This window comes from Caballeronia sp. EK, assembly GCF_014384845.1.
Taxonomy (GTDB): domain Bacteria; phylum Pseudomonadota; class Gammaproteobacteria; order Burkholderiales; family Burkholderiaceae; genus Caballeronia; species Caballeronia jiangsuensis.
Map to the genome: position 1 here is coordinate 259,352 of NZ_JACSUE010000007.1, position 26,012 is coordinate 285,363.

The following is a 26,012-nucleotide window of genomic DNA, read 5'->3' on the forward strand; positions in this document are numbered from 1 at the left end:
TACCGTCTGGGAAAACACACGCGGTTGGAGCGAAGCCCGATGGTCAGCAATACCCCCGGAAAAAAGTCGACGATCTACGACATCGCGAAGGCGACGGGATCGTCGACGGCCACAGTGAGCATGGTGCTGAACGGCACCTGGACGCGTTATCGCATCAAGGAGGAGACGGCGAACCGGATTCTGGAGAGCGCGCGCACGCTCGGCTACAACGTCAACATGAAGGCGCGCGGGCTGCGGCTGTCGCGATCGGGGCTCGCGGGCATGGTGCTGCCGCACTACCGCAACCGCTTTTTCGCGGGCCTCGCGCAGACTTTCGAGGATCAGGCGCGCAGCCGCGGCCTGTGTCCGATCGTCGTCGGCACGCAGCGCGATCCGGCTGTCGAAGTGAGCGTCACCGAGACGCTGCTGTCACAACGAGTGGAATTGCTGTTCATCGCCGGCGTGCGCAATCCGGCGCCGCTCAACGCGCTTTGTGCGGCGGCTGGCGTGCCGTCGATCAATGTCGATCTGCCCGGCGACGGCGCGCCGTCGGTCGTGTCGGACAATCGCAGCGGCGCGCGCGCGATCACCGATGTGCTGATCGACAAGCTCATCGCGCGCGGCGAATCTCCGGACGAACTGATTCTGCTTGGCGGCGTGGCTGGCGAATACGCGACCGAGACGCGCATAGCGGGCTTTCGCGATGCGTTCGAAGCACGGCGCATCGCGCCCGCGTCCGATGCCGTGGAATGCTGCGGCTACAACGCCGCGTCCGCGAGACGCGCGCTCGCGGTTCGCCACGAGAAGCTCGGGCGGTTGCCATCGGGCTTGCTGATGAACTCGATCACCGCCTTCGAAGGTCTCGTGCAGTTCACATCGACGTTATCGCCCGATGCGTGGAAATCGGCGGTCGTCGGGTGCTTCGACTGGGACCCGTTCGCCGCGCATCTGTCCTTCGACGTGACGATGCTGCGCCAGGACGTGCAGACGATCATCTCGGAAGCGTTCGCACTCGCCGATCACTACGATCCCGCCGATCGCTCCGTCGTGCTCGTGCCGACGGGCTTCGGCAAGATGTTCGAGGAAGCCGATCAGACGAAGGAATTCGATCGTTGAGCTTTTAGCCGCCCGCCGCCGCGCGCTCGATCGCGGCGATGTCGATCTTCTTCATCGTCATCATCGCGTCCATCGCGCGTCTTGCGGCTTCGCGATCGGGGCCGCTGAAAATCTCGAGCATCCGCTTCGGCGTGATCTGCCATGAAAAACCCCAGCGATCCTTGCACCAGCCGCACCGACTTTCCTCGCCGCCATTGCCGACGATCGCGTTCCAGTAGCGATCGGTCTCTTCCGCGCTGGCGGTATGCACCATGAAGCTCACCGCTTCGTTCGGCTTGAAGTTGGGGCCGCCGTTCAGTCCGAGGAAGCGCTGGCCGAGCACGGTGAACTCGACGGTCAGTTCCGGCCCCTGCCCCACGCCCGGCTTCGCGGACGCATGGCCCGCGCCGACGCGGCTATCGGGAAAGGTGGCGGCGTAGAACTCCGCCGCTTCACGGGCATTACCGTCGAACCACAGGCAATTGACGAGTTCGGCCATTGCGCGCTCCTTCGGACAGTGAACAGTGCGCCGACGATATCACGCCGGCGTATTCACCTTCACCTGCGACGATGAACCGACGTGCACGCGCTTCGAAGGCAGGCGCTGCGACACCGTTTCCGCGACGATCTCGGCCGTCGCGGCCGACAACGTCCAGCCGAGATGCCCGTGTCCGGTGTTGTAGAACACGCCCGGACGCTTGCCCTGCCCGACCTTCGGCAGCATGCTCGGCAACATCGGGCGCAGGCCGCTCCACGGAATCACGCGCGCGGTCGATACATCGGGGAAATGACGCCGCGTCCATTCGACGAGCGGCGCGATGCGATCCGCGCGGATATCGCGATTGAAGCCGTTCAGCTCCGCCGTGCCCGCCACGCGGAAACGGTCCGCGCCGAGCCGGCTCGTGACGATTTTCGCGCGGTCGTCGAGCAGGCTGACCCACGGCGCGTGATCGCGGCTGCGCGCGTCGTCGAGGCAGACGGTGATCGAATAGCCCTTGACCGGATAGACGTTGAGATGATCGCCCGCCATCGATGCGAACGCGCGGCTGCCGACGCCCGCGCAGATCACGATGCCGTCGAACTGGAGCGCCTGCGTCTCGCCCGCGTGCTCGACGTTGAGCGCGAGCCGCCCCGCCTGTTCGTCGATCGATGTCACCGACGTGTCGTAGCGGAACTCGACGCCGCGCCGCGCGCATGCATCGGCGAGTCCGCGCGTGAACTTGTGGATGTCGCCGGTGGAATCGGACGGCGTGAAGAAGCCGCCATGAAACGCACCGCGCAGGGTCGGCTCGATCGATGCGATCTCTTCCGGCGAGACCGCGTGACGGTCGAGGCCCGCGCCGGTCAGGATCTCGTTGACCTTCGATGCGGCGTCGAACTCCTTGCGGCTCGCGTAGAAATGCAGGATGCCGCGCCGTTCGAGATCGAAGTCGATCTTCTCGTCCCGTGCGATGCGAAACAGATGCTCGCGCGCCGCGATCGCAAGGCGCACGGTTTCGGCCGTATTCGCACGATAGTTCGGAATCTGCCGCAGGAACTCGCCCATCCAGCTGTACTTGTGCCAGCCGGGCCGCGGATTCATGAGGAGCGGCGCGTCGCGCGTGAACATCCACTTCAGGCCTTTCAGCACGGTGGCGCGGCTGTTCCACACTTCGGCATTGCTCGCCGACAGTTGCCCGCCATTGGCGAAGGACGTTTCCATCGCCGCATAGCGATGACGCTCGATGACGGTAACGTGAAAACCACGCTGCGCAAGGGCGTAAGCGGTCGTGACGCCGGTGATCCCGGCGCCGATGATGGCGATTCGTGACATGACATGATCCAGATTGATTGAGCATCGCCGGCCTTGGCCACATGCCGCAGCCGGCACCGATGCCCCATCTGTCCATGTACCTGAGAGTTTCGCCCGCGTGCCACCCGACGTTCACGCCGGCAGCCTGGGCTCCCCTTCGGTGGGCGCGCAAAGGCGCCGCTCTCCAGATGTTCCAGCGCGCACGGTCCTTTTGCCTGAGAGTTTCCGGGGCGGTTGCTCCGTCGGCGTCGTCGCGAGGACGAACTCTTCCGTGACGCTTTGTCGAACGCTTGCACAATACCGGTACGAAATGCGCATGGCAAGCCCCCGCCGACACGTTGACAGATCGCCGCCCTCGCCCTCAGACTCCCGTCGTCCGTTATTCGCTGCTCAAAAGATGCCGTCTTCCCAGTTGTCCGTCTATTTTTTCGCCCAGGCCGCGGTGATCGTGCTCGCGAGCCAGCTCGTCGGCAGGCTCGCGCAGCGCGTGGGTCAGCCACAAGTCGTCGGCGAGATGATCGCGGGCGTGCTGCTCGGCCCTTCGCTCTTCGGGATGCTGCTGCCGCACTGGCAGCAGGCGCTCTTTCCCAAGGCGACGATGGGCATGCTCTACGTCGCCGCGCAGCTCGGCGTCGGACTCTACATGTTTCTCGTCGGCACGGAGTTTCGCGCGGACCACTTCCGCGCCCGCGCTAAAAGCGCGATGAGCGTGTCGATCGCGGGCATCGTCGCGCCGTTCGCGCTCGCGTTCGCGCTGACGCCGTGGCTGCACACGATCCCCGGTCTCTTCGCGGAAAAGGTGCGGCTCTACGAGGCGTCGCTCTTTCTCGGCGCGGCGATCGCGATCACCGCGTTTCCGATGCTCGCGCGCATCATCCACGAACGCGGGCTGACCGGCACGTCGCTCGGCACGCTCGCGCTCACCGCGGGCGCATTCGACGACGCCGCCGCGTGGTGCATCCTCGCGATCGTGCTCGCGAGCTTCGGCGGCTCGTGGACGGGCGCGTATGCGGCGATCGGCGGCGGCGCGGCTTTCGCGCTCTTCATGATCTTCGCCGGCGGCAAGTTGCTGCGCCGGCTCGCGGCCGGATTGAATCCGCACGCGCCGTTGCCCACGAGCGTGCTCGCCACCGTGCTGGCGCTGTTCTCGCTGTGCGCATTCGCGATGGACGCCATCGGCATTCATGCAGTCTTTGGCGGCTTTCTGCTCGGCGTCGCGCTGCCGCGCGGCCCGCTGACGGAAAAGCTGCGCGACATGCTGCAGCCCTTCGTCGTCGTGTTTTTGCTGCCGATGTTCTTCACCTACTCGGGCCTCAACACGCGCCTCGACATGCTGATGGACCCGGCCATCATGCTCGCGGCCGTGGCGATTCTGCTGGCGTCGTTCGGCGGCAAGGGCATCGCATGCTGGGCGGCCGCGCGCGCGAACGGCGAGCCTTCCGGCGACGCGATGGCCATCGGCGCGCTGATGAACGCGCGCGGGCTGATGGAGCTCATCATCATCAACATCGGCCTTGCAGCGGGCGTGATCCTGCCCGGACTGTTTTCGATCCTCGTGCTGATGGCCGTGCTCAGCACGCTGATGGCCACGCCGCTCTTCAACTGGATCGTGCGCCGCAATTCGGCGCTGCGCTCGGCCATCGCGCGTTAGCGGATGGGAGCGCGGGCTTAGAATAGCGGGATCCACACGTATCTCGTCTAGCCCATCATGCGCTCCTGGCGACTCGACCGCGTCTCCTCGAACGGGCAGCTGGATCTCAGCCGCGCGACGGAGCTTGTATCGTCGATCGGCAGCGAGGATTCCAACGCGCTCGCCGCCGAAGTGCTGAAGCTGCTCGGCGACGTCGCCGCGATTTCGCAATGCACGATCTTCGCGTATGAATTCGGCAACCGGCCGCGCACGGTGTCGGTGGCGGATCATCGCGGCGGGCGCTTCCTGCGCGATGTCGCCGACACTTACGCGCGCCATTTCTACGCGCTCGACGGCAATCAGAAGATCGTTTCCTCGGCGCGCAACGAGAAGCCCGGCTCCATGCTCGTGCTGCATCGGCAGACGAGCGAGGACATCGCCAACGAGGCGTATCGCGCGGCGTGCTATCACCAGCCGAACGTGTCGGACCGCGTGTCGCTGCTCGTGCAGCCGGGCGCGGATCTGTGGCTCTCCGTGAACCTGTATCGCGACACGCGCTTCGGCAATTACCATCCGCGCGAGATCGCTTTGATCGAAGCGATGGCGCCGCTCATCGCGCACGCGGCGAAGCATCATTACGCGATCTGCGGGCAGCGCGACATGCCGATCTCGCATCTGATGCTCGCGCGCGTGCGCGGCCTGTGCCCCGAACTCTCCAAGCGCGAACTCGACGTGCTCACCGGCGTGCTCGAAGGCCGCACCGCGCAGGAAATCGGCGATGCGATGGGCATCAAGGCGACGAGCGTCGTCACGTATCAGAAGCGCGCATACCGCAGGCTCGGCATTTCGAGCCAGCGGCAACTGTTCGCGCTGTGCATCGGGCCGGGCAAGGTCTGACAATTCTTCGAACGTATCCGTGTTTTCCCCGATCCGCTGAGGGCCTCGCGCTGTACCCAAATTGAGGACAGGCGGCCCGATCCCGCGCTTCATACTCCGACGCATCAGATGTCCGACACAGCGACACGACCGGAGACGACAGCATGGAATCCACCCGCGCAAGCGGCGCATTGAACGCGACCCCCATACCCCATACGCACGAACAACCGGTGATCGCGAAGGTCTCGCGGCATCTGCTGTGGTTCCTCTTCGTGCTGTTCTTCTTTTCGTTTCTGGACCGCATCAACATCGGCTTCGCAGGCCTGACGATGATGAAGGACCTCGGTCTCACGAGCACGCAATTCGGGCTCGCGACGACGCTCTTCTATGTCGCCTACATCGCGTTCGGCATTCCGAGCAATATCGTGCTTGCGCGCATCGGCGCGCGCCGCTGGATCGGCACGATCATGATCGCGTGGGGCCTCGCATCGACGGCCACGATGTTCGCGACGAGCCCCACGTCGCTCTACGTATTGCGCGTGCTGGTCGGCGTGACGGAGGCGGGTTTTCTGCCCGGCATTCTGCTCTATCTCACGTACTGGTTTCCCGGCGCATACCGTGCGCGCGCCAATGCGCTTTTCATGATCGCGATGCCCGTGACCGCGGCGGTCGGCTCGGCGCTTTCCGGCTTCATTCTCGGGCTCGACGGCACGCTCGGCCTGAAGGGCTGGCAATGGCTCTTTCTGCTGGAAGGCTTGCCGTCGGCGCTGCTCGGCCTCGTCGTGTATCGCTATCTCGACGACAGTCCCGCCACCGCGCGCTGGCTCGATGCCGACGAGAAACGCGCGCTCGCCGCCACGCTCGCATCCGAACATTCCGGCGACGCGACCACGCCGACTCAGCATGCACGAGGCGCGAGCATCGTCGCGGAACTGCTTTCGCCGACCGTGGTGAAGTTCGCGATCGCATACTTCTGTCTCGTGAACACGCTCGCGATGGTCGCGGTATGGACGCCGCTCATCGTCAAGAGCTTCAGCGCCGATGCGAGCAATCGCACGATCGGTCTGCTCGCGGCCATTCCGCAGATCTGCACGATCGTCGCGATGATCGTCTGGGGCCGCCGCTCGGATCGCAAGCAGGAGCGCAAATGGCACCTCATGCTGCCGATGCTCTTCTCCGCCGCGGGCTGGCTCTGCACCGCATGTTCGACGAACCCCGCGCTGCGCATGCTCGGCGTGTGCCTCGCGTCGGCGGGCTCGTATACGGCGATGTCGATCTTCTGGACCACGCCCGATCACGCATTGAGCTTTAGAGCGCGCGCCATCGGCATCGCGGTGATCAATGCGACCGGCAACATCAGTTCGGCGCTCAATCCGTTGATCGTCGGCTGGCTGAAGGACGCGACGCACAGCTTCACGTCGGGGCTGATCTATTCGGCAGTATTGCTCGCGCTCGGCGCGGTCGTCGTGATGATGTTGCCGATCACGCAAAACAAAGCGCAAGCCGTCTAAGGAATCACGCAAGGAGCACTGGATGAACAAGCCATTCAAGCCGTATCCGTTCACGGCGAAAAAGTATGCGGCGCGCGTTCCGGCGCTGGAAAAAGGCATCGATGTGAAACGTCATGACGTGACGATCGTCGGCGGCGGCCCAGTCGGGCTCGCGATTGCGCTCGGCCTCGCGAATCATGGCGTGCGCTCGGTGCTGATCGAAGCGGACGATTCCGTGTGTCACGGCAGCCGCGCGATCTGCATCTCGCGGCGCAGCCTGGAGATCATCGAACGTCTGGGCGCGCTCGACGGCTTTCTGAAAACCGGCCTGCCGTGGACGGGTGGCCGAAGCTTCTATCGCGACACGGAAGTGCTGCATTTCACGATGCCGCAGGACGAAAACCAGAAGCTGCCGCCGATGGTCAACCTCGCGCAATATCACATCGAACAGTTTCTGCTCGATGCCGCCGAGAAGCGCGCTGACTTCATCGATATTCGCTGGCAGACACGCGTGAAATCGATCGACGCGCGCGACGATGGCGCGACGCTGCAACTCACGACACCCGATGGCGATTACGCGCTGGAAACCGGCTGGGTCGTCGCGAGCGACGGCGGCCGCAGCACGATACGCGAAGCGCTCGGTCTTCAACTCAAGGGCACGAGTTATGAAGGCCGTTATGTGATCGTCGATATCGAGCTCGAAAGCGAGCGGCCGACGGAGCGGCTCGCATACTTCGATCCATCGTCGAATCCGGGCTCGACCGTGCTCGTGCACAAACAGCCCGACAACGTATGGCGCATCGACTATCAACTACGCGACGGCGAAGATGCCGACGAAGCCGTGAAGCCCGATAACGTCATCCCGCGCGTGCAAAGCCTGCTCGACATGATGGGCGAAACGGGCGCATGGTCGCCGATCTGGATCACGATCTACAAGGCCAATGCGCTGACGCTGGAACGCTATCGCCATCAGCGCGTGATGTTCGCGGGCGACGCTGCGCATCTCGTGCCGATCTTCGGCGTGCGCGGCGCGAACTCCGGTATCGACGATGCCGACAACATCGCGTGGAAGCTCGCGCTCGTCGTGAAGGGACTCGCGTCCGATACGCTGCTCGACAGCTATTCGGACGAGCGCGTCGCCGCCACGCACGAGAATCTGAGCTACGGCACGAAGAGCACGGAGTTCATGGCGCCGCCTTCGTTCGCATTCGATCTGATGCGCACGGCGGTGCTGAGTCTCGCGGCCAGGCATCCCGAAGTGCGCTCGCTGATCAATCCGCGGCAGACCTCGGCGATTACATATGCGACCTCGCCATTGAACGTCGCCGATCGCGATGTGTTCGCATCGGGGCCCGTTCCCGGCGCGGTGCTGGCGGAGTATCCGGTGACGATCGTGGAGGCCGGGCATGGACGCGAAGCGCATCTGACCGATCTCGCCGGCCCGAGCTTAACCGCGCTGTGCTTTACCGAAGACGGCGCTTTGCCCGTCGCATTCGCGACGCTCGCGCACGCGTTGCGCGCGAGCGGATTGCCGTTCAGGGCGGTGCCGTTGAGCGCGCATCTGCATCCGCGAACGCAGGGCGTGCACGCATGGGATCACACGGGCCGCATCTTCGAGCGTTACGACGCACGGCCCGGCACTGTGTATTTGCTGCGGCCCGATGGACACGTGCTCGGCCGCTGGCGCGATGCGCAACCGCACGATATCGAAGCGGCGATCGCACGCGCGCTGTCCGCATCAACCGATTGAACGAGGGAGAAGATCATGAACGATGCAGAACTCGACGCCGTCTACACGCGCCTGTGCAAAACGATGACACAACTCGGTGAAGCGAAAGCATCGCTTTTTCTCGCGCGCTTTGCCTTGCTTGCAATCGGCGAGATGAACGACCCGGACGCGTCGCTCAAGTTGATCGACGAAGCGAGCGATGGGATCGCAGATTGATTCGCGAAGAAAAAGCGTCGTGCCGACCAGCCTCGACACGACGCTCGTACGAGACGGCCGTCAACGTCGCATGAGGCCCATCACCAGCGTCACGAGGAAGATGACGAGGAATATGAAGAATAGAATCTTCGCGATGCTCGCTGCGCCTGCCGCGATGCCGCCGAACCCGAGGGCGGCGGCGATGATCGCGATAATGAAAAAGACCAACGCGTAATACAACATGATGTTATGTCCCTCCGGTTCAGATCCGCCGCGCGCCCCATGTCGCGGACAGTGGACTAGCTTAAGCAAGCAGTATTCCTTACCGGATGGAGCATAGCTTTTTCCCGTGATATCCTTGCTCCGTCCTGCATACGCCATCAAACCTGCATCACGCCGCGAGCGCGGATCATCCGCTTTTTACACGGTCGTCAAGAAGACTCGTCACCTGCCGTTAATTAAAAAAAGGGACGTGAAAGCTGAAACGACGTGTTTGACGCTCGTTCGCGCGCTGTTCCGCGTTATCGAATGGTCATGCATTTTGGGCACCATTCCAGCGGAGCACTTCCCGATAAAAGGGCCATGCTCGCATGGTTGACGATCTGCGGTTCAAGGTCGATCGCTTCGCCATCTTGAGGATCAAGACATCGCGCGGGCATCCCACCACCGGAGCACGAACAGAGACACGTTCGGATGCCATTTCTTCCGACGATAGATTGACGGGCGCCGCCCTCGCGGTCCCACTGGGAAAGAATTGATGAAACCGGCAAGGAATTCGCTGCGGTCACGTGTTGGCCGATATATCGCGTATGGTGTGATCGCAGCCACGCTCGTGGCGGGCGCGGGCTTCCTGCATTGGCGCCATGAGTTGCGCGCTGCGCAATCGCAGTCCGCGGCGCTCGCAGGCGTCGCTAGTCAGATGCGCCATGACGCATCGGCGTGGACGCATCGGGAGAAAGACGCATCGGAAATGCTGACCGATATCCGCGACAAAAATGTCGCGACGATCGGCGTCAGTCCGGATGCGATTCTCGTGTCCACGCTGAAGGGCGAGAAGTACTACGTGGCCGACCATAACGGCGCATTCTCCAATGCGCTGCTGCTCGGCGATATGAAGCCCGGCGCGAGTACGCCTTATCAACTCGTCTGGCTGCCCGACGCCGACGTGCGAACCGGCGTGGCGCGCTGGAGCGAAATGTTCGATCGTTCGCGCGACATCCTGAGCCTTCTGCTGCCGCTCTTGATGCTCGGCGGCATTCTCTGGTTCATGCGTCGCGAGATGCGCGGCGGCGCGCAGTTGCTCGGCGAGTCGCCGACGCTGCGTTTCGACGACGTCATCGGCGCGGGCGAAGCGAAAGCCGCGCTCACGGATGTGCGCGCATGGCTGACCGAGCCTGCACAATTTACCGGCATGGGCGTGCGCGCACCGTGCGGCATTCTGATGGCGGGCGGCCCGGGCGTCGGCAAGACGCGCCTCGCGCAAGCGCTCGCGGGCGAATGCGGCGCGAACTTCATCGCAATCACGGGCAGCTATTTCAGCGCGAAGTATTACGGCGTCGGCATCCAGAAGGTGAAGCATCTGTTCGAACTCGCGCGCAAGAACGCGCCGACCGTGATCTTCATCGATGAAGCCGATGGCCTCGGCAAGCGCACCGATACCGGCGGCGGCCCCGTCGAAGCGGAGAGCAACCGCATCATCAATCAACTGCTCGCGGAGATGGACGGCTTCGCATCGAACGAAGGCGTGATCATCGTCGCTGCTACGAATCATCCGGACAATCTCGACGAAGCAATGCGGCGCCCTGGCCGTTTCGACCGCACGGTGCAGGTGCGTCTGCCGAGTCTCGACGATCGCGCCGAGATCCTGCGTTTCTATGCGGCCAATCTGAAGAAGAAAAACGAGGACATCGACTTCGATCAGCTCGCGCGTCTCACTACGGGTCTTTCGCCGGCGACGCTGTCGATGATCGTCAATCAGGCGGGCCTCGTCGCGCGCAAGGCGGGCGAACGTGAAGTGTCCGCGAAGCATTTCCTCGAAGCGATCAAGATCGCGCGTATCGGGGATGTCAACGGCGCGGAGCGCGCCTTGTCCGACGACGAACGCACGCGCATCGCGGTGCATGAAGCGGGTCACGGACTCGTCGCGGCGCTGCTCGACACGGGCGTGCTCGAAGAAGTGACGATCCTGCCGCGCGGCGGCGCGTTGGGCGTAGCGCTCATCACGAAGATGCAGGACAAGCATCTGTATCGCGAGACCGAACTGCGCAACGAGATTCAGGTGCTGCTCGGCGGGCGCAATGCGGAACTGCTGATGTTCGACGAAGCATCGAGCGGCGCGGCGTCGGATCTTCAGGAAGCGTCGCGTATCAGCCTCGACATGGTGTCGAAATTCGGCTTCAACGAGGACGGCAATCTGTTCAGTCTTGCCGCCCTGCCGCAGCAGTATGCGGGCTTGCAACTGAAGAATTCGATCGGACACGCGAACGCGTTGCTGCACGATCTGAGCGATGAATGCTTCGCGCTACTGCAGGCGAACGAGCCGGTGTTGCGTGCGATCGCCGATCAGTTGCTCGAATCTGAGACCGTGCCTGGCGAGACCGTTTACCGGCTGATTCGCGAGCACGCGGCGGCAGTGGAGAATGCGCAAGCGGCGGTCAACGAAGTGCTCGCCGCCTGAGCGCTTCTGCTATCGCGGGAAACGTATCGGGACGCAAACGCCGCGTTCCGTTGGCTCGAAACCGCGTTCGGTTTCGAGCCGATGTTCGTCATCCTCGATGCCGACGGCAATCACAACGCATCGCCGTTTTTCCGCTTCGACCGGTATTCCGTCGGCGACATCAGAAACTGCTTTCTGAATACCTTCGAAAATCTCTCTCCATTGGTCAATCCCGTTCTGCGCGCGATCTTGTCGATCGGCAAGTCGCTCTTGACGAGCAGTTCGCAACTCAGATCGAGGCGCGCCCGCAGAAGATATTGCGACGGCGTGAGCCCCATCTCACGTTTGAACAGGCGCAGGAAGTTGCGCTCACTCATCGCGACGGTGCGGGCCGCATCGCCGACCGAGATGGGACGTCCGCAATTGCGTTCGAGCCAGCGTGCGGATTCCTGCGCCTTTTCGGCCAGCGTGGTCGTGCCGATCGTGCTCAGCATGATCGGCAGATGCTGATCGTTCGACGAAGAGAGACGGTCAGCCACCGCGGTCGCGATGTCGTAGCCGAGATCGCGCTTCACGAGCGCGAGCGAGTTGATCAGCGCGTCGTTGCGTTCTGTCGAGGCCGCACTCTTCGACGTCCCGGTATGCCATACGCCACGGCCTACCGACGCCCAGTCGCGCCGTGAAATGCCCGCGGCCGCAAGCATCACGTCGCCATTGCCGAGCGAACTGACCACGCCGCTTTGAGAACAGGCGATCCTCAATGAATCGATGAGGCTTTCATCCGCGGCCGCACGCGTCACGCCGGTTCCGCCCGCGACATACAGCGCATCGAAGCCCTGGAACCGCTGACCGCCCAATCGCTCCGTCCATACGCATACCGACGACGAACAGGCAACCGCGCCGCCGCGCGCGGAGACCAGACGGACGCTATAAGTCACGCCATTGCTGAGGCCGGACGACTGCGTTTCGTTGGCGATATGAAGCGCCTCGGCGAGCGTTCCTGCACCGAGAAGAGAGAATCCGTCGTAAAGCAAAATTCCTATGAGCTTTGTCACTCTCTCTTCAGATGAGTGATAAAGACTGCTGATCTCTGCATCGCCGAAGGCCGTAACGTGAGACATGGCGTTAGCTCCCTATGTTTCGGTTGCAGATATATGGGGTAGTTTGCGTATGATTCCGGCAGGTTAGTCTTCTATTCGGTACATTCTTTCCGCCGTGGCGGGCAAGAGCATGATCTTGGCCGAGAATGCCGCATCGATCCGACAAGCGCCCACGGCCTTCTACTTTTCTCGCGTTTCTTCGCGTAATCAGCGATAGCATTCGGACTACCAATCTATTTGGAAGCTTACGAAACGCATGCCCTTCGAATGGCGCAACGAGGGAAAGCGCAAACGTTTTCTTTTTTCCATTTCCCGGAATCTAAAGATTCAGTCCGAATGAAAGTTATCTCATTCGAATTGCAGTTCGATGTATTGGTTTGTCCACGTCGAAAACGGCGCTTTCAAAAGCTATCGGCGACCCGGCCAACACCTTGCCGAATTCCGTCACGCGTACAGCCGTGAACCGCGCGGTGGCTACCCTCTGTCGTGAATGAGTACATCTCGAGGACTTGTTTTCGTTTCGGAGCCGCCTCTCATGAGCTTCAGTCAGCGCTACTCGCAATACTATGATCTTTTCTATCATGAGAAAAACTACAAGGCAGAAGCCGAGTTCGTGGCCAACCTTCTAGGACGATATGGAATAGTCGGCGGCAATCTGATGGACCTCGGTTGTCGAACCGGCCGCCACGCGGCGGAACTGGCAACGACAGGATTCAGCGTGGCCGGCATCGACACCAGTGCGGACATGCTCGCCCGCGCGGATGCGAGGCGCATCACGCTGCCGGGCTCGGTCGCCAGGCGGCTGAAGTTCCAGCAAGGCGATGCACGCACCGTCCGAACGGACGAGCTCTATGACGCCGTCGTCTCGCTGTTCCATGTCGCGAGCTATCAAACGACCAACGCCGACTTCATGGCCATGTGCCACACGGCGGCGACGCATCTGCCGCGCTCCGGGCTGTTCCTGTTCGATTGCTGGTACGGCCCGGCGGTGCTTGCCGATCCGCCAAAAGTGCGCATCAAGCGCGCATGCAGCGAAGATACCGGGCTGATACGGATCGCCGAGCCGATGATGCGTCCGCACGATAATACGGTAGCCGTCAAATACACGATCCTCATGACGGACTGGAAAACGCAAAGCGTCGAGACAGTTCTCGAGACTCACGTCATGCGCTATATGTTCAGGCCCGAAGTCGAGCTCATGCTGGATCTCAGTGGCTTCGAGATACTCGATAGCGTGAGATGGATGGGCGGCGAACTCGGCGCCGCGGATTTGTCGGCGACGTTCGTCGCGAGAAAGAGATGATGCGCGCCCTGCCCGCGCAATGCGGCCGGATCAATAAGCGTTGATGCTGCGCAGCCCCTTGAACACCGTCGCGGCGATGATGCGCATATCCAGTGAGAAAGACCAGTTCCCCAGATAGTACAAATCATGCGCCACGCGCGCTTCCATTTTCTCTATCCGGTCCGTCTCCCCACGAAAGCCATTGACCTGCGCCCACCCAGTGATTCCCGGCTTTATCCGATATCGATGGATATAACCTTGCACGACTTTCTGATACAGATCGTCATGTTCGAGCGCATGCGGACGCGGTCCCACGACGGACATATCCCCACGCAATACATTGAAGAATTGCGGCAGTTCGTCGAGGCTCGTGCGACGCAGGAAAGCGCCGACGCGCGTCACTCGCGGATCGTTACGTGTGGCTTGCCGGAGAACGCCGGCCTTCTCGGCATGCAGGCGCATCGAGCGGAACTTGTAGATGGTGAACTCCCGTCCGTCCGCGCCCTTGCGCCGCTGCCTGAAAAATACGGGCCCTGGCGAACTCACCTTGACCGCAATGGCGATGACGATCAAAAGTGGTGCAATTGCGACGAGCGCCGCGAGCGCGAATAGCCGATCGAAAACGTCTTTCTGCAGCAATGCTCTCTGCGAAATCGGAGAAGCCATGAGATTGATCGCGGCCACCCCCAGCAAGTCCGTCACGCCGCTTTCGAAAAGCGCGAGACTGCGCACGTCGGGAATGAACCGCACATTGACGAGATCGTCGCGGAATTCATTTACGAAGCGCAGGATGGTTCGATCTTGCGATAGCGGCAGCGCAAGCCACACTTCGTCCACCCGCTCCTCGCGGACATGCCTGACGAATGCATCGAAATCATCGAATACGGGCACGCTCGAAGTTATCGGCAATTCGGCGGATGCGTTGAATACGGCGATCGTGCGAAAACCCGAATGGCTCGCGCGCTCGATTCTTCTCATGATCGATTCGCAATGCCGCCCACAACCGACGACAGCCACCCGATGAAAGTTCATTCCGGCCTGACGCATGCGCGCAAGCACCGCATGCGTGGCAAGACGCCCCATGATCATCAGCGCACCCGACATGGCGGTCCAGTATGCAAACCAGAGCCGGGAGACATCGTCGATTCGATGCAACGAGAACATCAGAACGAGTACGCATGCCTGCACGACGAGCCACGCGAGCGAAACATGACTCGCCAGCACGAGCTTACTGCGCCCGCGCCACGACTCGTACACGCCGAAACCCGGGAACAGCACGAGCGAAAACGCCGCTGCAAAGGCGACGAAAGGCATGTAGTAGCCCGGCTCGGCAATACTGTCGAACCGGATTCGCGATGCTACGGTGGCGCCGCCCACCACCATGACGACATCGAAAAGCCGCGCCAGCAATCCCTGAAAATCGCGCATGTCATACCTCGGTTTCGAGAGCGCTGTCGATAAGATCAGATGCGGCCGTAGCAATCGTCCAGACGCACGATGTCGTCTTCGCCGAGATAAGAGCCCGATTGAACTTCGATGATTTCGAGCTGCACCTTGCCCGGGTTTTCCAGACGATGCCGCACGCCAAGCGGAATATACGTCGATTCGTTTTCCGAGAGCAGAAACTGGTCATCGCCTCGCGTGACGAGCGCCGTGCCGCGCACGACGACCCAATGCTCTGCACGATGATGATGCATCTGCAGCGAGAGCCGCGCGCCCGGCGCCACCACGATATGCTTGACCTGAAAACGCTCGCCGCGTTCAATCGAATCGTAAAAGCCCCAGGGACGACGCACCTTGCGGTGCATCTCCGCCTCGGGCGCATGCTGCTCGCGAATGCGCGCGACGAGGCGCTTGATATCCTGCGCATGCGAACGGTCCGCGACGAGCACGGCATCATCGGTATCGATTACGACGACGTTGGCGGTCCCGACGCACGCGACCAGTCGGCCACCCTCGGATCGCGCATAGCTCGAAGTCGCACCTTCGAAGACCACACGTCCGCTCGATACGTTACCGAGTCCGTCCTTCTCCATCGCTTCCCACACCGCGTCCCACGAGCCGAGATCCGACCAGCCCGCCGTCAGCGGCACGACCACGCCCTTGCAAGGTGAGGTGGCGTCGCCGATATGCTCCATCACCGCGTAATCGATCGAGTCGGAAGGAACCCGCCCGAACTGATCCGGACATGGACGAATGAAGCGGCCGTCGACCTTGCCGTCCTTGAGCGCGGCGATGCATGTCGCGTGCATCTCGCCGTTGAGGTGATGAAGCACATCGAGCCACACGCTCGCCCGAACGACGAAGATACCACTGTTCCACCAATAACTTTGCGCGGCCACGTATTGCGCGGCGAGTTCGGCCGCCGGCTTTTCGACGAAGCGGTCGATAAGATGCGCACCGTTATCGAGCGCTTCACCCAGGCGTATATAACCGAAGCCGGTGTCGGGCCGTGTCGGCGGAATGCCCAAGGTCACGATCATGCCGCGTTCCGCATGGTCCGCGGCGATGGCGATTGCGCCATGCAACGCAGGGATGTCCGAAATGGAATGATCCGACGGCATCGCCACGAGAATCGCGTCCTCGCCGCGATCGATGGCCGCAAGCGCCGCGAGCGTGAGCGCGGGCGCCGTATCGCGGCGTGCAGGCTCGACGATGATCTTCGCATCCACACCGCAGAGCCGCACCTGCTCTTCCGTGGTGAAGCGATGTTCTTCGCCGCATACGATGATCGGTTGCGCATCGACGTCGAAGTCGCCCGCGAACCCGTCCATTCTTATGACGGTAGCCTGCAGCAGCGAGTCCCGTCCGACCACGCCGATCAGCTGCTTCGGAAACTGCTCGCGCGACATCGGCCACAGACGTGTGCCCGATCCGCCCGCGAGTATGACCGGGACGATGCGACGGCAGGACCGGATTCCCGGCGTCTGCTCGAGCGCCATTGTCACCACGCCTTCAGAACTCGTTGCGCTTTCCATGGCTGCACTCCGTGAGTGGTCACGATGAACCTTTGAGGGGAACGCTGCACCCGACTGTCTCGCCTAAAGAAATGTAGCCAGCATATTTCGAACCGCGGCCACCGACTGATCCTGCTGCGCCTCGGTAAGCGCAAGGCCGCTCGGCAGATAGAATCCGCGCCGGCTCATGCGTTCGGCGACCGGATATTGCTCCCCCTCGAAGAGACCCTGTTTGAGGAAGACCGGTTGCTCGTGCATGGGCCAGAAAAAAGGCCGTGCGCTTACGCCTGCTTCGGCCAGCATGGCGCGCGCTTCGTCCGCGTCGATGGGCACGCTTTCATCCAGCACCAGACCGAATACCCAATAGATGTTATCGGCATATGCGCACGCCACCGGTGCAAGTTCGATTCCCCGGACACCGCGCAAAAGCGATTCATAGCGACGCCCCAGTTCCCGCTTTCTCGCGATGTGCGCATCGAGCTTTTCGAACTGCGCAAGCCCTACCGCTGCCTGAAGGTTACTCATTCGATAATTCCAGCCGAGCTCTTCATGCACGAAACGCCTTTCGGGTTTGAAGCACAGATTTCGCAGGCTTCGTGCCCGCGCGGCAAGCGCGTCGTCGTCGCAGAGGATCATGCCGCCTTCGCCCGTCGCGATATGCTTGTTCGCATAGAAGCTGAAGCAGGAGATCTCACCGAAGCTACCGCACTGCCGCCCTTCGTAGGTCTGACCAATGGCCTGCGCCGCATCTTCGATGACCGTGAGCCCGTGCTTCCGCGCGAGATCCAGCACAGGCGTCATGTCGACGGGCAAACCGAAAGTGTGCACGGGCATGATCGCACGCGTGCGGCTCGTGATGGCCTCTTCGATCTTCGCGACGTCCATGTTCCATGTATCCGCGCGCGAATCGACCAGTCGCAGCTTCGCGCCTGTACGAACGATCGCGGATGCGCAGGAAATGATCGTATGTGTCGGGATGATTACTTCGTCGTCGGGACCAAGCCCGAGCGCCGCAGCGGCGACGTCCAGCGCCGCGCTTCCGTTTGCCACTGCGATCGCATGCTTGCGGCCCACATATTGCGCCATTGCCTGTTCGAAGCGCTCGACGAATGCGCCATCCGACGATATCCAGCCGGTCTCGATGCACTGGTTCAGGTAGATCTTTTCATTTCCATCGAGCAGGGGTTCATTGACGGGAATCATCGCGGTCCTCTTTCGGTTTCGAGTTCCTTGAAACGCACTTTCTCCTGCTCACCAATATACGGTCCTTGCTTCACTTCGATGAAAGATGCGTCATCGAGTACTTCGAAGCCGTGTCCGCCCGCCGCCAGCAGGATGACATCGCCGGGCAGCAACACGCGGCTCGTCACGGGTTCCCGATCCGCGGTATAGAGCCTGACCAGCATACGGCCACGCTTCATAAAAAGGACTTCCTGCGTCCACTCGATCCGACGCGGGATACATGTATGCACATGCGCGTCGATCAATTTTCCTGCTGGATGTTCCATGTAGGCGAGCTGCTGAGGAAACTCTCTTGGCGTCAGAAAGTTGACCCCTTCTTTCGAGTACGAGTCGCGGACGATGATGGCCAGCGTGACGCCCGCAACCGAGATGACTTCGAGATTCGGATTCTGAACGACCTCAGTGTTTCCTTCTGCCGATAAAGATTCCATGTTTATCCCCGACGAGAGCCTGCCGCATCCTTCCGGCACTGCAAACGTTCCGGAAGCCCGCTCGAGGCAAATCACGAGCCCGTGAACGGCCTCCGCACGCCCACGAAGCTTAGGACCGGCACACGGATGAGCGGACTCGAATGGCCGAATTAACCATGACGTTGGCCGAAGCGGATCTCGCGGTACGTGATGGTTCATGCACGCTCTTATCGACGATGTTGTCGACCGAGAGAAAGCGCAGCTAGCGACAATATCTTGGCACCGTCCGCCACAACCCAAACCTTGTTTATATGCATGGCTAACCTGACAATCGCACGTCAAGCTCGTACGTCAAGCCTCTCGGAATCCAGTGTCTGCGGGAAATCACGTTCCGATCAACGCACCTCAATGGACGATTGAGCATCAACATGAACAAAGGTTCTCGGATCTATGTCGCCGGACATCAAGGCATGGTCGGCTCAGCCCTTCTACGGTGCCTCGCCAGTCGCGGGTATCGCGATGTAATCACGCGATCACGACAGCAACTGGACTTGCTGGATCAGCGTGCCGTGACGGAATTCTTCGCCAGGGAGAACATCGACGTCGTGCTCCTCGCCGCGGCCAAGGTGGGCGGAATACATGCGAACTCGTCCCAGCCCGCCTCGTTTCTCTACGAGAATCTCGTCATCGAAACCAATGTTATCCATGCAGCGTTTGCGCATGGCACGCCCGAGCTGGTCTTCTTCGGTTCGTCCTGCATCTATCCGAAGTACTGCCCACAGCCTATCCGCGAAGACTATCTGCTCACGAGCGGCTTCGAGCAGACCAATGAGGCCTATGCTATCGCCAAAATCGCCGGGCTCAAGCTCTGTGAAGCCTATAGCCGGCAGCACGGAATGCGCTACATATCGGTGATGCCCACGAATCTCTATGGCCCGAACGATAACTATGATCTGCAGAACGGGCATGTTCTGGCAGCGCTCATACGCAAGACACATGAGGCGAAGCTCAACGAGATGGACTCGCTCTCCGTGTGGGGCTCCGGATCGCCGAGACGGGAATTCCTGCACGTCGACGATCTCGCCTCCGCCGTGCTCGCCCTGCTGGACAGCGCGCACGCCGAGGGTGTGTTCAATATCGGGTATGGCAGAGACATCGCGATTGCGGACCTCGCGCGCCTGATCTGCGATGTCGTCGGCTTTTCCGGATCGCTGAAGTTCGACTTGTCGAAGCCGGATGGAACGCCGAGAAAGCTGCTCGACGTGTCGAAGCTGGTCGCGCTGGGCTGGTCGCCCACGATAACGCTAAGAGACGGCATCGCGGCGACGTATGCCGACTTCACGGCGAACGTGCAGAGAAACGGATACGCCAACGCCTAGCCCGCACGCGCCACTCACAACGATTCGGAGAATCCCATGGCAAGCTTGCCTCTGAACGCAGATTCGACCTTCGACGACGGGCAAATCCAGGACGCCGCGCACAATGCGCCGGCTCATGCCGACCTGTCCGCTCATGAGACGGAACAAGCGCTCTTTACCTCCGAGTTCCTCTCCGTCGATGTCGGGCACGTGGTCGACGAGCTGAATCAGAAAGGATACTTCGCGTTTCCTTCGGCGCTATCGCCCGAGGCCATAGAGACCATAGAACGCGATGCGACCGAAACGAAGCATAAATTGAACGTCAACAAGGTCAGCGGCGTGTTCTCGGAACGGCAATACTATCTGACGAACCTGCTCGCGATTTCCAGAACTTTCTACGAGTTCTCGACCTCACCGTTCGTCTTCGGGGTGTGCGAAGGATATCTCGGCGATCAGTTCCGCCTCAAGGCGTTGCGATACTACGAAACCTATGGCGGCCACCATATGCAGTGGCATACCGACAACAAGACCGACCGGGAGTTCGCCCATATCCCCGGCATCATCTTTATCTTCTATGTTTCCGATGTCGAAGACGGCGAGTTTCAGTACGTCGAAGGCTCGCATTTGTGGTCCGGAGAAAAAGCGTACAGCGACTATACGGACGAGTTCATTGCCGATAACTTTTCGTCCTCCGTCAAATCCTTCAAGATGCCGCGTGGATCGCTCGTTATTTACAACACATATGGCATTCACCGGGCGAGACCGGTGGTGGACAAGAACTTTGTCAGGAAGAGCGTCTTCTTTCAGGTCGACAGTGAAATCAATAAATCCGAGCCCATCATCGTCAATACCGAATTCATTTCGAGACTCGACGATCGAATCTCGACGTTCCTCGGTTTCGGTCGTCCCTCGAACTATGAGGTCTTTCCCAATACGTCGCTCAATTCGCTTCCGCTCGACGGGACCATGATGTCCGTCATGGGAAAGTACATGTTTTACCAGATGGCGCGCTCGGCGTTCGCGAGCATTCCCCAGGCTCTCAGGCCCACGTTAAGGAAGATGATCGGGCGATGACTTTCGGCAATCGACGATGCACCGATAGCGCCTACTGCGTTGCGCGTTCCGCGAGGATCGAAGATAGCGTGCGTCTGAAGGCGCCTTGTGTCAGCAGGCCCGAAGTCGCGGCTATTGCCTGCTCGATCTTCGTTCGCTTGCGCAGATAGATCTCCTCGGCGCTTCCGAGCGCATCGACGATCGACGCCGCTTCCGGCTTCGCAAAGCATATGGCTTCGTGAATCTCCTTCACGCTGATAGCCGGAAGGTCGGTGGATATGACCAGTCTTCCAGACGCGACATACTCTATAACCTTGAACGGAAAGACGCCATTGCTCATCTTTTCGATCGAAGCGTGCAGATTGACCAGCACATCACAGTCCGAAATCAGTGAGAGCAAAGTCCCTTCGTCGACACGGCCGTGAAAGTGCACCGAATGATTCTCGGCTGAAAGCGCCGCGAACTCCGATGCAAGCGGACCCGTTCCGCACACATGGAAGGTGAAGCGACCGTTGGATAATCGGATCAGATCGAGAACGACATCGGCGCCTTTCTCGGCACTCAGCCCGCCAAAATATCCGATGACGGTCCGCTCACCTTTCGCGCGTGAGAACGGCAGTCGCCGCCCGCATGTTTCGAGCAGGCCGTCGGACACCACGCCCGGACACAACACGACGGGGCAGCCGCTACGTCGATGCTCACGTATCGATAGATATTCATTCACCGCGAGGCATAGCGTCGGGGCTGGCAGAAGGAAACGCCATGCAATGAAGTCGAGCATGGGTTTGGGATGCCAGCGTCTTCGCGAGAAAAGCCAGTCTTCGAACTCGAGAACGAGACGCGCTCCTGACCGTCTCGTCAGCACGCGAGCCAGCATCGATTCGAATGCGTACGGGTTATAGATCCATACGACATCCGGATTTCCAAGCTTCAAGATTTCACGACTCACGGCCGCCACTTCGAATAGATTCAACATCTTCCCGACCGGTCTTGCGGGATATCGGCGCAGCGTAATCTCACGGATATGCGCGTCGCCGACGCGCGCATCGCGAACGTCTCTGGGCAAATACGCTTCTTCTTCGTGCGCAGTATTCACCAACACGACATCACGCGTCAGTTGTGTGGCCAGAGTGAGAAAGAACTCCAGTTTGCGAGCGGCGCCGAGGTCTCTGTTCGACTCGCGATTGGCTGCGCTGTAGGGCGCGATAAACACCAGCATGTCCACTCCGCAGCACGTGTTCGAAAGGGTGATTCCGGGCTACGTCGCCCGATGGCAGGCGCTCGCCAAAGTTCACGCGAGGCGCCCGACTCGGGCTAAGCCCTTCCTCACTCGTGATGCTCCAGCGCCCGGTATCCGGCGAGCGTGATCAGCGCGTCGCGTTTCGCTATCTGATAGTCGGAGAGCACCATCTCCTTCACGAGCGCATCGAACGTCACTGTCGGCGACCATCCCAGTTTTGCATGGGCTTTCGACGGGTCTCCCAGCAACGTTTCGACTTCCGTTGGCCTGAAATAGCGAGGATCGACCCGAACGATAACCGTGCCCGGCGGAACGCGGCATTCCTTGCTGGTGACGGCTTCGACGATGCCGACTTCATCGACACCGCTTCCCTCGAAGCGAAGCTTGACGCCGAGTTCCGACGCCGCCTTCTGAACGAATTCCCTCACGCTGTATTGCACGCCCGATGCGATGACGAAGTCCTCCGGCTCCGGTTGCTGAAGCATGAGCCACTGCATCTGAACGTAGTCGCGTGCATGTCCCCAGTCGCGCAACGCCCCGAGATTGCCGAGATACAGACAGTCCTGCGATCCGATCGCGATGCGGGCAATGGCTCGCGTGATCTTGCGCGTCACGAATGTCTCTCCACGAACGGGCGACTCGTGATTGAACAGAATCCCGTTGCACGCATAAATCCCATAAGCCTCGCGATAATTCACCGTGATCCAGTACGCATATAACTTTGCCACGGCATAAGGGCTTCGCGGATAAAACGGCGTGGACTCCCGCTGAGGCACTTCCCTGACTAACCCGTATAACTCCGATGTCGATGCCTGATAAAAACGCGTGCGCTTCTCCAGACCCAATATGCGAATTGCTTCCAGTATCCGAAGAGCGCCCAGTCCGTCCGCATTGGCCGTGTACTCGGGCTCCTCGAAAGACACGGCGACGTGGCTCTGCGCGGCCAGATTGTAGATCTCGTCCGGCTGAACACGTTGAATGATGCGCAGAATGCTGGTCGAGTCGGTCAGATCGCCGTGGTGCAAATGGAAGCGGCGCTGCGCCACATGATCGTCCTCATACAGATGGTCGATCCGGTCGGTGTTGAAGAGCGATGAACGGCGTTTTACGCCATGCACCTCATAGCCCTTGTCCAGCAGGAATTGTGCGAGATAGGAACCGTCCTGACCGGTAATCCCGGTAACCAGCGCGACCTTGTTCGGCATCGTTTCTTCTCCTCATGTGCGTACGCCACGTTCAAAATTCATTCAGGCGGTCTTGATGCTGGTCTCGCCTCGTCCGCTGCCATATCCGTACGAGGCACCGTATCCCGAGCCGTATGTGGATCTGTCGGCGGGAACATCGGTGAAAAGCACGCCGCTCACGCTGACGCCGCCCTTTTGCAAGCGGCTCAACGCCTCGTGAACTTCGGCGACGGAATGTCTCCCGTGCCGCACCACGAAGAGGGTCGTCCCTGCCTGGCGTCCGATCAGCGTCGCGTCGGTGACAGCCAGCACGGGCGGCGTATCGATCACGACGCAGTCGTAACGCATGGATACCGCGTGGATCAATTCGCTCAGGCGTCCGCTCATGAGAATGTCCGCGGGATTGAGCGAGTCGCCGCCGCGCGAGATCAGATCGACGCCGTCCATGACGTCGCGCCGCACCACATCGTCGAATGCGTCTCCGTTCAGCAGCTCGCGCAATCCAGGACCGGCGGACGGCGCGAAAGACGCGTGCATGTTGCCCATGCGCATGTCGGCGTCGATAAGAAGGACTCGCTTTCCGCCGGCCGCCTGAACAGCCGCGAGATTGGCCGATAGAAACGACTTGCCGGCGCCGGGCGTCGAGCTCGTAATCATGATCACGTTGTTGCGCGGCGTCGCGCTGATCGACTGCAACGCCGTACGGAGACTTCGCACGCCTTCCACCGCGACGTCGCATGGTGAGCGCGCCGCCAGCACGTGAACGCCGGGATGTCTGCGGCGTATGTCGTCCTGCAATCTCACCTGCCGCTCGCTATGGGGCACCACCGCGCAAACGGGAATGCCAAGAGCCCGCTCGATCTCGACGCTTCGCTCCACGCCGCCGATCATCGCTCTGCGCAGGAATGCCGCAGCGATTCCGAGGACGATGCCCAGCACCGCGGACAACGACAGGAGCACGCGCCAATTTGGTTTTACCGCCTTTTCCGGCGTCATGGCGCGATCCACGATACGCACATTGCCGACGTTACCCGCCTTGATGACGCGAAGCTGTTGCGCGCTATTCAGGAGACTCGTATATAGCTCGGTGTCGACACGCACGTCGCGCATGAGACGAAGCGCCGTCTGCTCGGTATCCGGCAAGGTCGCGACGCGCCTGCTCAGAGCTTCGCGGTCCTGCTGCAGGCGGGCTATCTTGGCATTGATCCCCGTGAGTGTCGGATAGCCCGGCTGATAGTGCTGCGCGACGTCGTCGCGCTGCTGCGTGAGTGAGCGCATGGCCGTATCGAGATCGACCACTTGTTGCAACAACAGCCGGCTTTCGGTGCTGAGATCGATCGTCCCTTTGCTGTTTCGAAAAGCGTTGTATTGCTCTTCCGCGTGCTGCAGTTCCTCCCGGAGTTTCGGTAACTGACTCTCCAGGAAAAGAAGCGAATGCTCGGCTTCTGAAGACCTTCTCGCGAGGTCCTGCGCGAGGTATTCCTGAGCGACCGTATTGACGATATCGGCCACGCGCAATGGATCTGCGCCCTCGAGCGCAATGCCGATCATGCCCGACTGAGCCTTGCGTTCCGATATCGATAAGGCATTCTGGAGTGCAAGAATAGCCGCCTGTGCCGAGTTCGCCGTCAGGGTGAATTCACAGCCGGCGGGCGCGTCGAGGTCGGCGACGAGCACGCGGACTTCTCCATTGCCATAAGGCGTCGTCAATTGCTTTCCCACCGTTCCCTGTCCGAGAACGATTCCATCCGGCGCGATCAGTTCGAACGACTTGTCCTTTCCAGCCTTGACGAGAAACTGCTGGCCGATTGCCGAGCGCGGCACGTCGAACGCCGAGACTTCGATTGCCTCGTCACCCCATGCGAAACGCCGCAAACCGAAAGGCAGTTCCGAGCCACTCCATCCTCCACCGCCTAGCCTCGCGATCCAGCGACCGATAAGCGGAAAATAGCGCGGATGCGCAGCAACTTCGAGGTGCAATTGGCGCACCGTCTCGCCTACCACGAGCCGCGAACGAATCAGCTCCATCTCGGTATCGGCGTCAGCCTTCACCTTCGAATCGAATATTGCGGAAAGCCGGCCCAGCGCTTCGGTGTCCGAGGAACTCGACGTCTGCGTGCCGATTTGCACGAGCGCATCCGCTCGATACATCGGCTGATTCAACGCTCCGTAGAACGCTCCCAGCGCGAAAGTGCCAAGCGCGACCGCGCATACGAGACGCCGGCTGTCGAAGACGACCCGGAAGTACTCCGATATCGACACGTTGTCCCCGTGCATCGAATCTCCCCGCGTGCTCTGCTTCATCGAGACCATATTTATGCCGATCGGGTTCGTTGCGTCCCGAAAGCAAGGCACGCCCGGGAGACGCGATTGTGTGAAGAACGACGCGTCGAGTGTGCGTTCGTCCGGACAGTTACCCTGGTTCTCGTCAACGAAGAAACGAAGCAGCACGGAATCATGGAACGATAGGTCCACGAGGTTCCCTGTCTCCGCCACGATGAGAACTCTACATATATCTCCGTCGCACGTTTCGCCCGCCGACTGAAATCGCCAAGATGTTGTCGGCAACGGCAATATTGCCGGTAATAACCGGACCGTCGTACGGATGGGTGGCGTGCTTCGGCAAGGCTTTGTCGGCTGGCGCGAACAAGCGTCTTGTACCATCCGACGGATAACTGATATCAAGCTTCACATATTCGCCGCGCGAAACCCATTGACGAATGTTCATTCAATTCCAAATTCTA

22 protein-coding genes and 2 riboswitches are annotated in these 26,012 nt (G+C 60.9%); of the genes, 10 read left to right on the top strand and 12 right to left on the bottom strand.

What is annotated here, in order from left to right:
• Positions 1–39: 39 nt before the first annotated feature.
• A complete protein-coding gene (locus IAG25_RS22640) occupies positions 40–1,095 on the top strand; it encodes a substrate-binding domain-containing protein (RefSeq protein ID WP_187606846.1) in 1,056 nt (351 codons plus the stop codon).
• 4 nt (positions 1,096–1,099) lie between these two features.
• Here the strand turns inward: IAG25_RS22640 and IAG25_RS22645 are convergent, their stop codons facing one another.
• On the bottom strand, positions 1,100–1,573 hold the full coding sequence (locus tag IAG25_RS22645; RefSeq protein WP_187606847.1) for a VOC family protein: 474 nt from the start codon (positions 1,571–1,573) through the stop codon (positions 1,100–1,102).
• A gap of 39 nt (positions 1,574–1,612) precedes the next feature.
• Positions 1,613–2,887 carry a D-amino acid dehydrogenase gene (locus tag IAG25_RS22650; RefSeq protein ID WP_187606848.1) on the bottom strand — a complete coding sequence of 425 codons (1,275 nt, stop codon included), beginning with the start codon at positions 2,885–2,887 and terminating at the stop codon, positions 1,613–1,615.
• A 65-nt stretch (positions 2,888–2,952) separates the two neighbouring features.
• A riboswitch (glycine riboswitch) is annotated at positions 2,953–3,057 on the bottom strand.
• 2 nt (positions 3,058–3,059) lie between these two features.
• A riboswitch (glycine riboswitch) is annotated at positions 3,060–3,148 on the bottom strand.
• A gap of 115 nt (positions 3,149–3,263) precedes the next feature.
• On the opposite strand from IAG25_RS22650, the gene IAG25_RS22655 reads away from it, so the two are divergent.
• The 5 genes from IAG25_RS22655 to IAG25_RS22675 all read left to right on the top strand — a co-directional run bounded on the left by IAG25_RS22655 (position 3,264) and on the right by IAG25_RS22675 (position 8,807).
• Positions 3,264–4,517, top strand: coding sequence for a cation:proton antiporter (locus IAG25_RS22655; protein WP_187606849.1), 1,254 nt, complete (start codon positions 3,264–3,266; stop codon positions 4,515–4,517).
• 57 nt (positions 4,518–4,574) lie between these two features.
• Positions 4,575–5,393, top strand: a complete 819-nt coding sequence (locus IAG25_RS22660) for a helix-turn-helix transcriptional regulator (RefSeq protein WP_187606850.1) — start codon at positions 4,575–4,577, stop codon at positions 5,391–5,393.
• Between the two features lie 143 nt (positions 5,394–5,536).
• On the top strand, positions 5,537–6,883 hold the full coding sequence (locus IAG25_RS22665) for an MFS transporter (RefSeq protein WP_187606851.1): 1,347 nt from the start codon (positions 5,537–5,539) through the stop codon (positions 6,881–6,883).
• A gap of 22 nt (positions 6,884–6,905) precedes the next feature.
• On the top strand, positions 6,906–8,612 hold the full coding sequence (locus IAG25_RS22670; RefSeq protein WP_187606852.1) for an FAD-dependent oxidoreductase: 1,707 nt from the start codon (positions 6,906–6,908) through the stop codon (positions 8,610–8,612).
• Positions 8,613–8,627: 15 nt separating this feature from the next.
• Positions 8,628–8,807, top strand: a complete 180-nt coding sequence (locus IAG25_RS22675) for a hypothetical protein (RefSeq protein ID WP_187606853.1) — start codon at positions 8,628–8,630, stop codon at positions 8,805–8,807.
• 60 nt (positions 8,808–8,867) lie between these two features.
• On the opposite strand, the gene IAG25_RS22680 is transcribed toward IAG25_RS22675, so the two are convergent.
• Positions 8,868–9,029: a DUF1328 family protein gene (locus IAG25_RS22680; RefSeq protein ID WP_035508907.1), complete on the bottom strand. Its 162-nt coding sequence runs from the start codon at positions 9,027–9,029 to the stop codon at positions 8,868–8,870.
• A gap of 514 nt (positions 9,030–9,543) precedes the next feature.
• On the opposite strand from IAG25_RS22680, the gene IAG25_RS22685 reads away from it, so the two are divergent.
• The gene (locus IAG25_RS22685; protein WP_187606854.1) at positions 9,544–11,463 is read left to right on the top strand and encodes an AAA family ATPase; all 1,920 of its coding nucleotides are present in this window, start codon (positions 9,544–9,546) and stop codon (positions 11,461–11,463) included.
• A gap of 110 nt (positions 11,464–11,573) precedes the next feature.
• Here the strand turns inward: IAG25_RS22685 and IAG25_RS22690 are convergent, their stop codons facing one another.
• Positions 11,574–12,497 carry a GlxA family transcriptional regulator gene (locus IAG25_RS22690; RefSeq protein WP_309243957.1) on the bottom strand — a complete coding sequence of 308 codons (924 nt, stop codon included), beginning with the start codon at positions 12,495–12,497 and terminating at the stop codon, positions 11,574–11,576.
• 580 nt (positions 12,498–13,077) lie between these two features.
• Between IAG25_RS22690 and IAG25_RS22695 the strand changes: the two genes are divergently transcribed.
• A complete protein-coding gene (locus tag IAG25_RS22695; RefSeq protein WP_187606856.1) occupies positions 13,078–13,845 on the top strand; it encodes a class I SAM-dependent DNA methyltransferase in 768 nt (255 codons plus the stop codon).
• Between the two features lie 30 nt (positions 13,846–13,875).
• Here the strand turns inward: IAG25_RS22695 and IAG25_RS22700 are convergent, their stop codons facing one another.
• The 4 genes from IAG25_RS22700 to IAG25_RS41495 form a co-directional block, all read right to left on the bottom strand.
• Entirely contained in the window at positions 13,876–15,252 is a 1,377-nt protein-coding gene (locus IAG25_RS22700; protein ID WP_187606857.1) for an undecaprenyl-phosphate glucose phosphotransferase, read from the bottom strand.
• Positions 15,253–15,287: 35 nt separating this feature from the next.
• Positions 15,288–16,766 carry a mannose-1-phosphate guanylyltransferase/mannose-6-phosphate isomerase gene (locus IAG25_RS22705; protein ID WP_187607122.1) on the bottom strand — a complete coding sequence of 493 codons (1,479 nt, stop codon included), beginning with the start codon at positions 16,764–16,766 and terminating at the stop codon, positions 15,288–15,290.
• A gap of 99 nt (positions 16,767–16,865) precedes the next feature.
• Positions 16,866–17,984, bottom strand: a complete 1,119-nt coding sequence (locus IAG25_RS22710; RefSeq protein ID WP_187606858.1) for a DegT/DnrJ/EryC1/StrS family aminotransferase — start codon at positions 17,982–17,984, stop codon at positions 16,866–16,868.
• Positions 17,981–18,454 (bottom strand): hypothetical protein, encoded by a 474-nt coding sequence (locus IAG25_RS41495; protein WP_187606859.1) that lies wholly within the window; start codon positions 18,452–18,454, stop codon positions 17,981–17,983. Before IAG25_RS41495 ends, IAG25_RS22710 begins: the two co-directional genes overlap by 4 nt.
• 407 nt (positions 18,455–18,861) lie before the next feature.
• On the opposite strand from IAG25_RS41495, the gene IAG25_RS22720 reads away from it, so the two are divergent.
• Both IAG25_RS22720 and IAG25_RS22725 read left to right on the top strand, forming a co-directional pair.
• The gene (locus tag IAG25_RS22720) at positions 18,862–19,812 is read left to right on the top strand and encodes a GDP-L-fucose synthase family protein (RefSeq protein ID WP_187606860.1); all 951 of its coding nucleotides are present in this window, start codon (positions 18,862–18,864) and stop codon (positions 19,810–19,812) included.
• Between the two features lie 36 nt (positions 19,813–19,848).
• Positions 19,849–20,865 carry a phytanoyl-CoA dioxygenase family protein gene (locus IAG25_RS22725; RefSeq protein WP_187606861.1) on the top strand — a complete coding sequence of 339 codons (1,017 nt, stop codon included), beginning with the start codon at positions 19,849–19,851 and terminating at the stop codon, positions 20,863–20,865.
• A gap of 31 nt (positions 20,866–20,896) precedes the next feature.
• On the opposite strand, the gene IAG25_RS41500 is transcribed toward IAG25_RS22725, so the two are convergent.
• The 4 genes from IAG25_RS41500 to IAG25_RS22745 all read right to left on the bottom strand — a co-directional run bounded on the left by IAG25_RS41500 (position 20,897) and on the right by IAG25_RS22745 (position 25,996).
• Positions 20,897–21,499, bottom strand: a complete 603-nt coding sequence (locus IAG25_RS41500) for a glycosyltransferase family 4 protein (protein ID WP_309243958.1) — start codon at positions 21,497–21,499, stop codon at positions 20,897–20,899.
• 671 nt (positions 21,500–22,170) lie between these two features.
• On the bottom strand, positions 22,171–23,289 hold the full coding sequence (gene gmd, locus IAG25_RS22735; RefSeq protein WP_187606862.1) for a GDP-mannose 4,6-dehydratase: 1,119 nt from the start codon (positions 23,287–23,289) through the stop codon (positions 22,171–22,173).
• A gap of 42 nt (positions 23,290–23,331) precedes the next feature.
• Positions 23,332–25,545 carry a polysaccharide biosynthesis tyrosine autokinase gene (locus IAG25_RS22740; RefSeq protein ID WP_255503859.1) on the bottom strand — a complete coding sequence of 738 codons (2,214 nt, stop codon included), beginning with the start codon at positions 25,543–25,545 and terminating at the stop codon, positions 23,332–23,334.
• 229 nt (positions 25,546–25,774) lie between these two features.
• On the bottom strand, positions 25,775–25,996 hold the full coding sequence (locus IAG25_RS22745; RefSeq protein ID WP_187606864.1) for a hypothetical protein: 222 nt from the start codon (positions 25,994–25,996) through the stop codon (positions 25,775–25,777).
• Positions 25,997–26,012 lie beyond the last annotated feature (16 nt).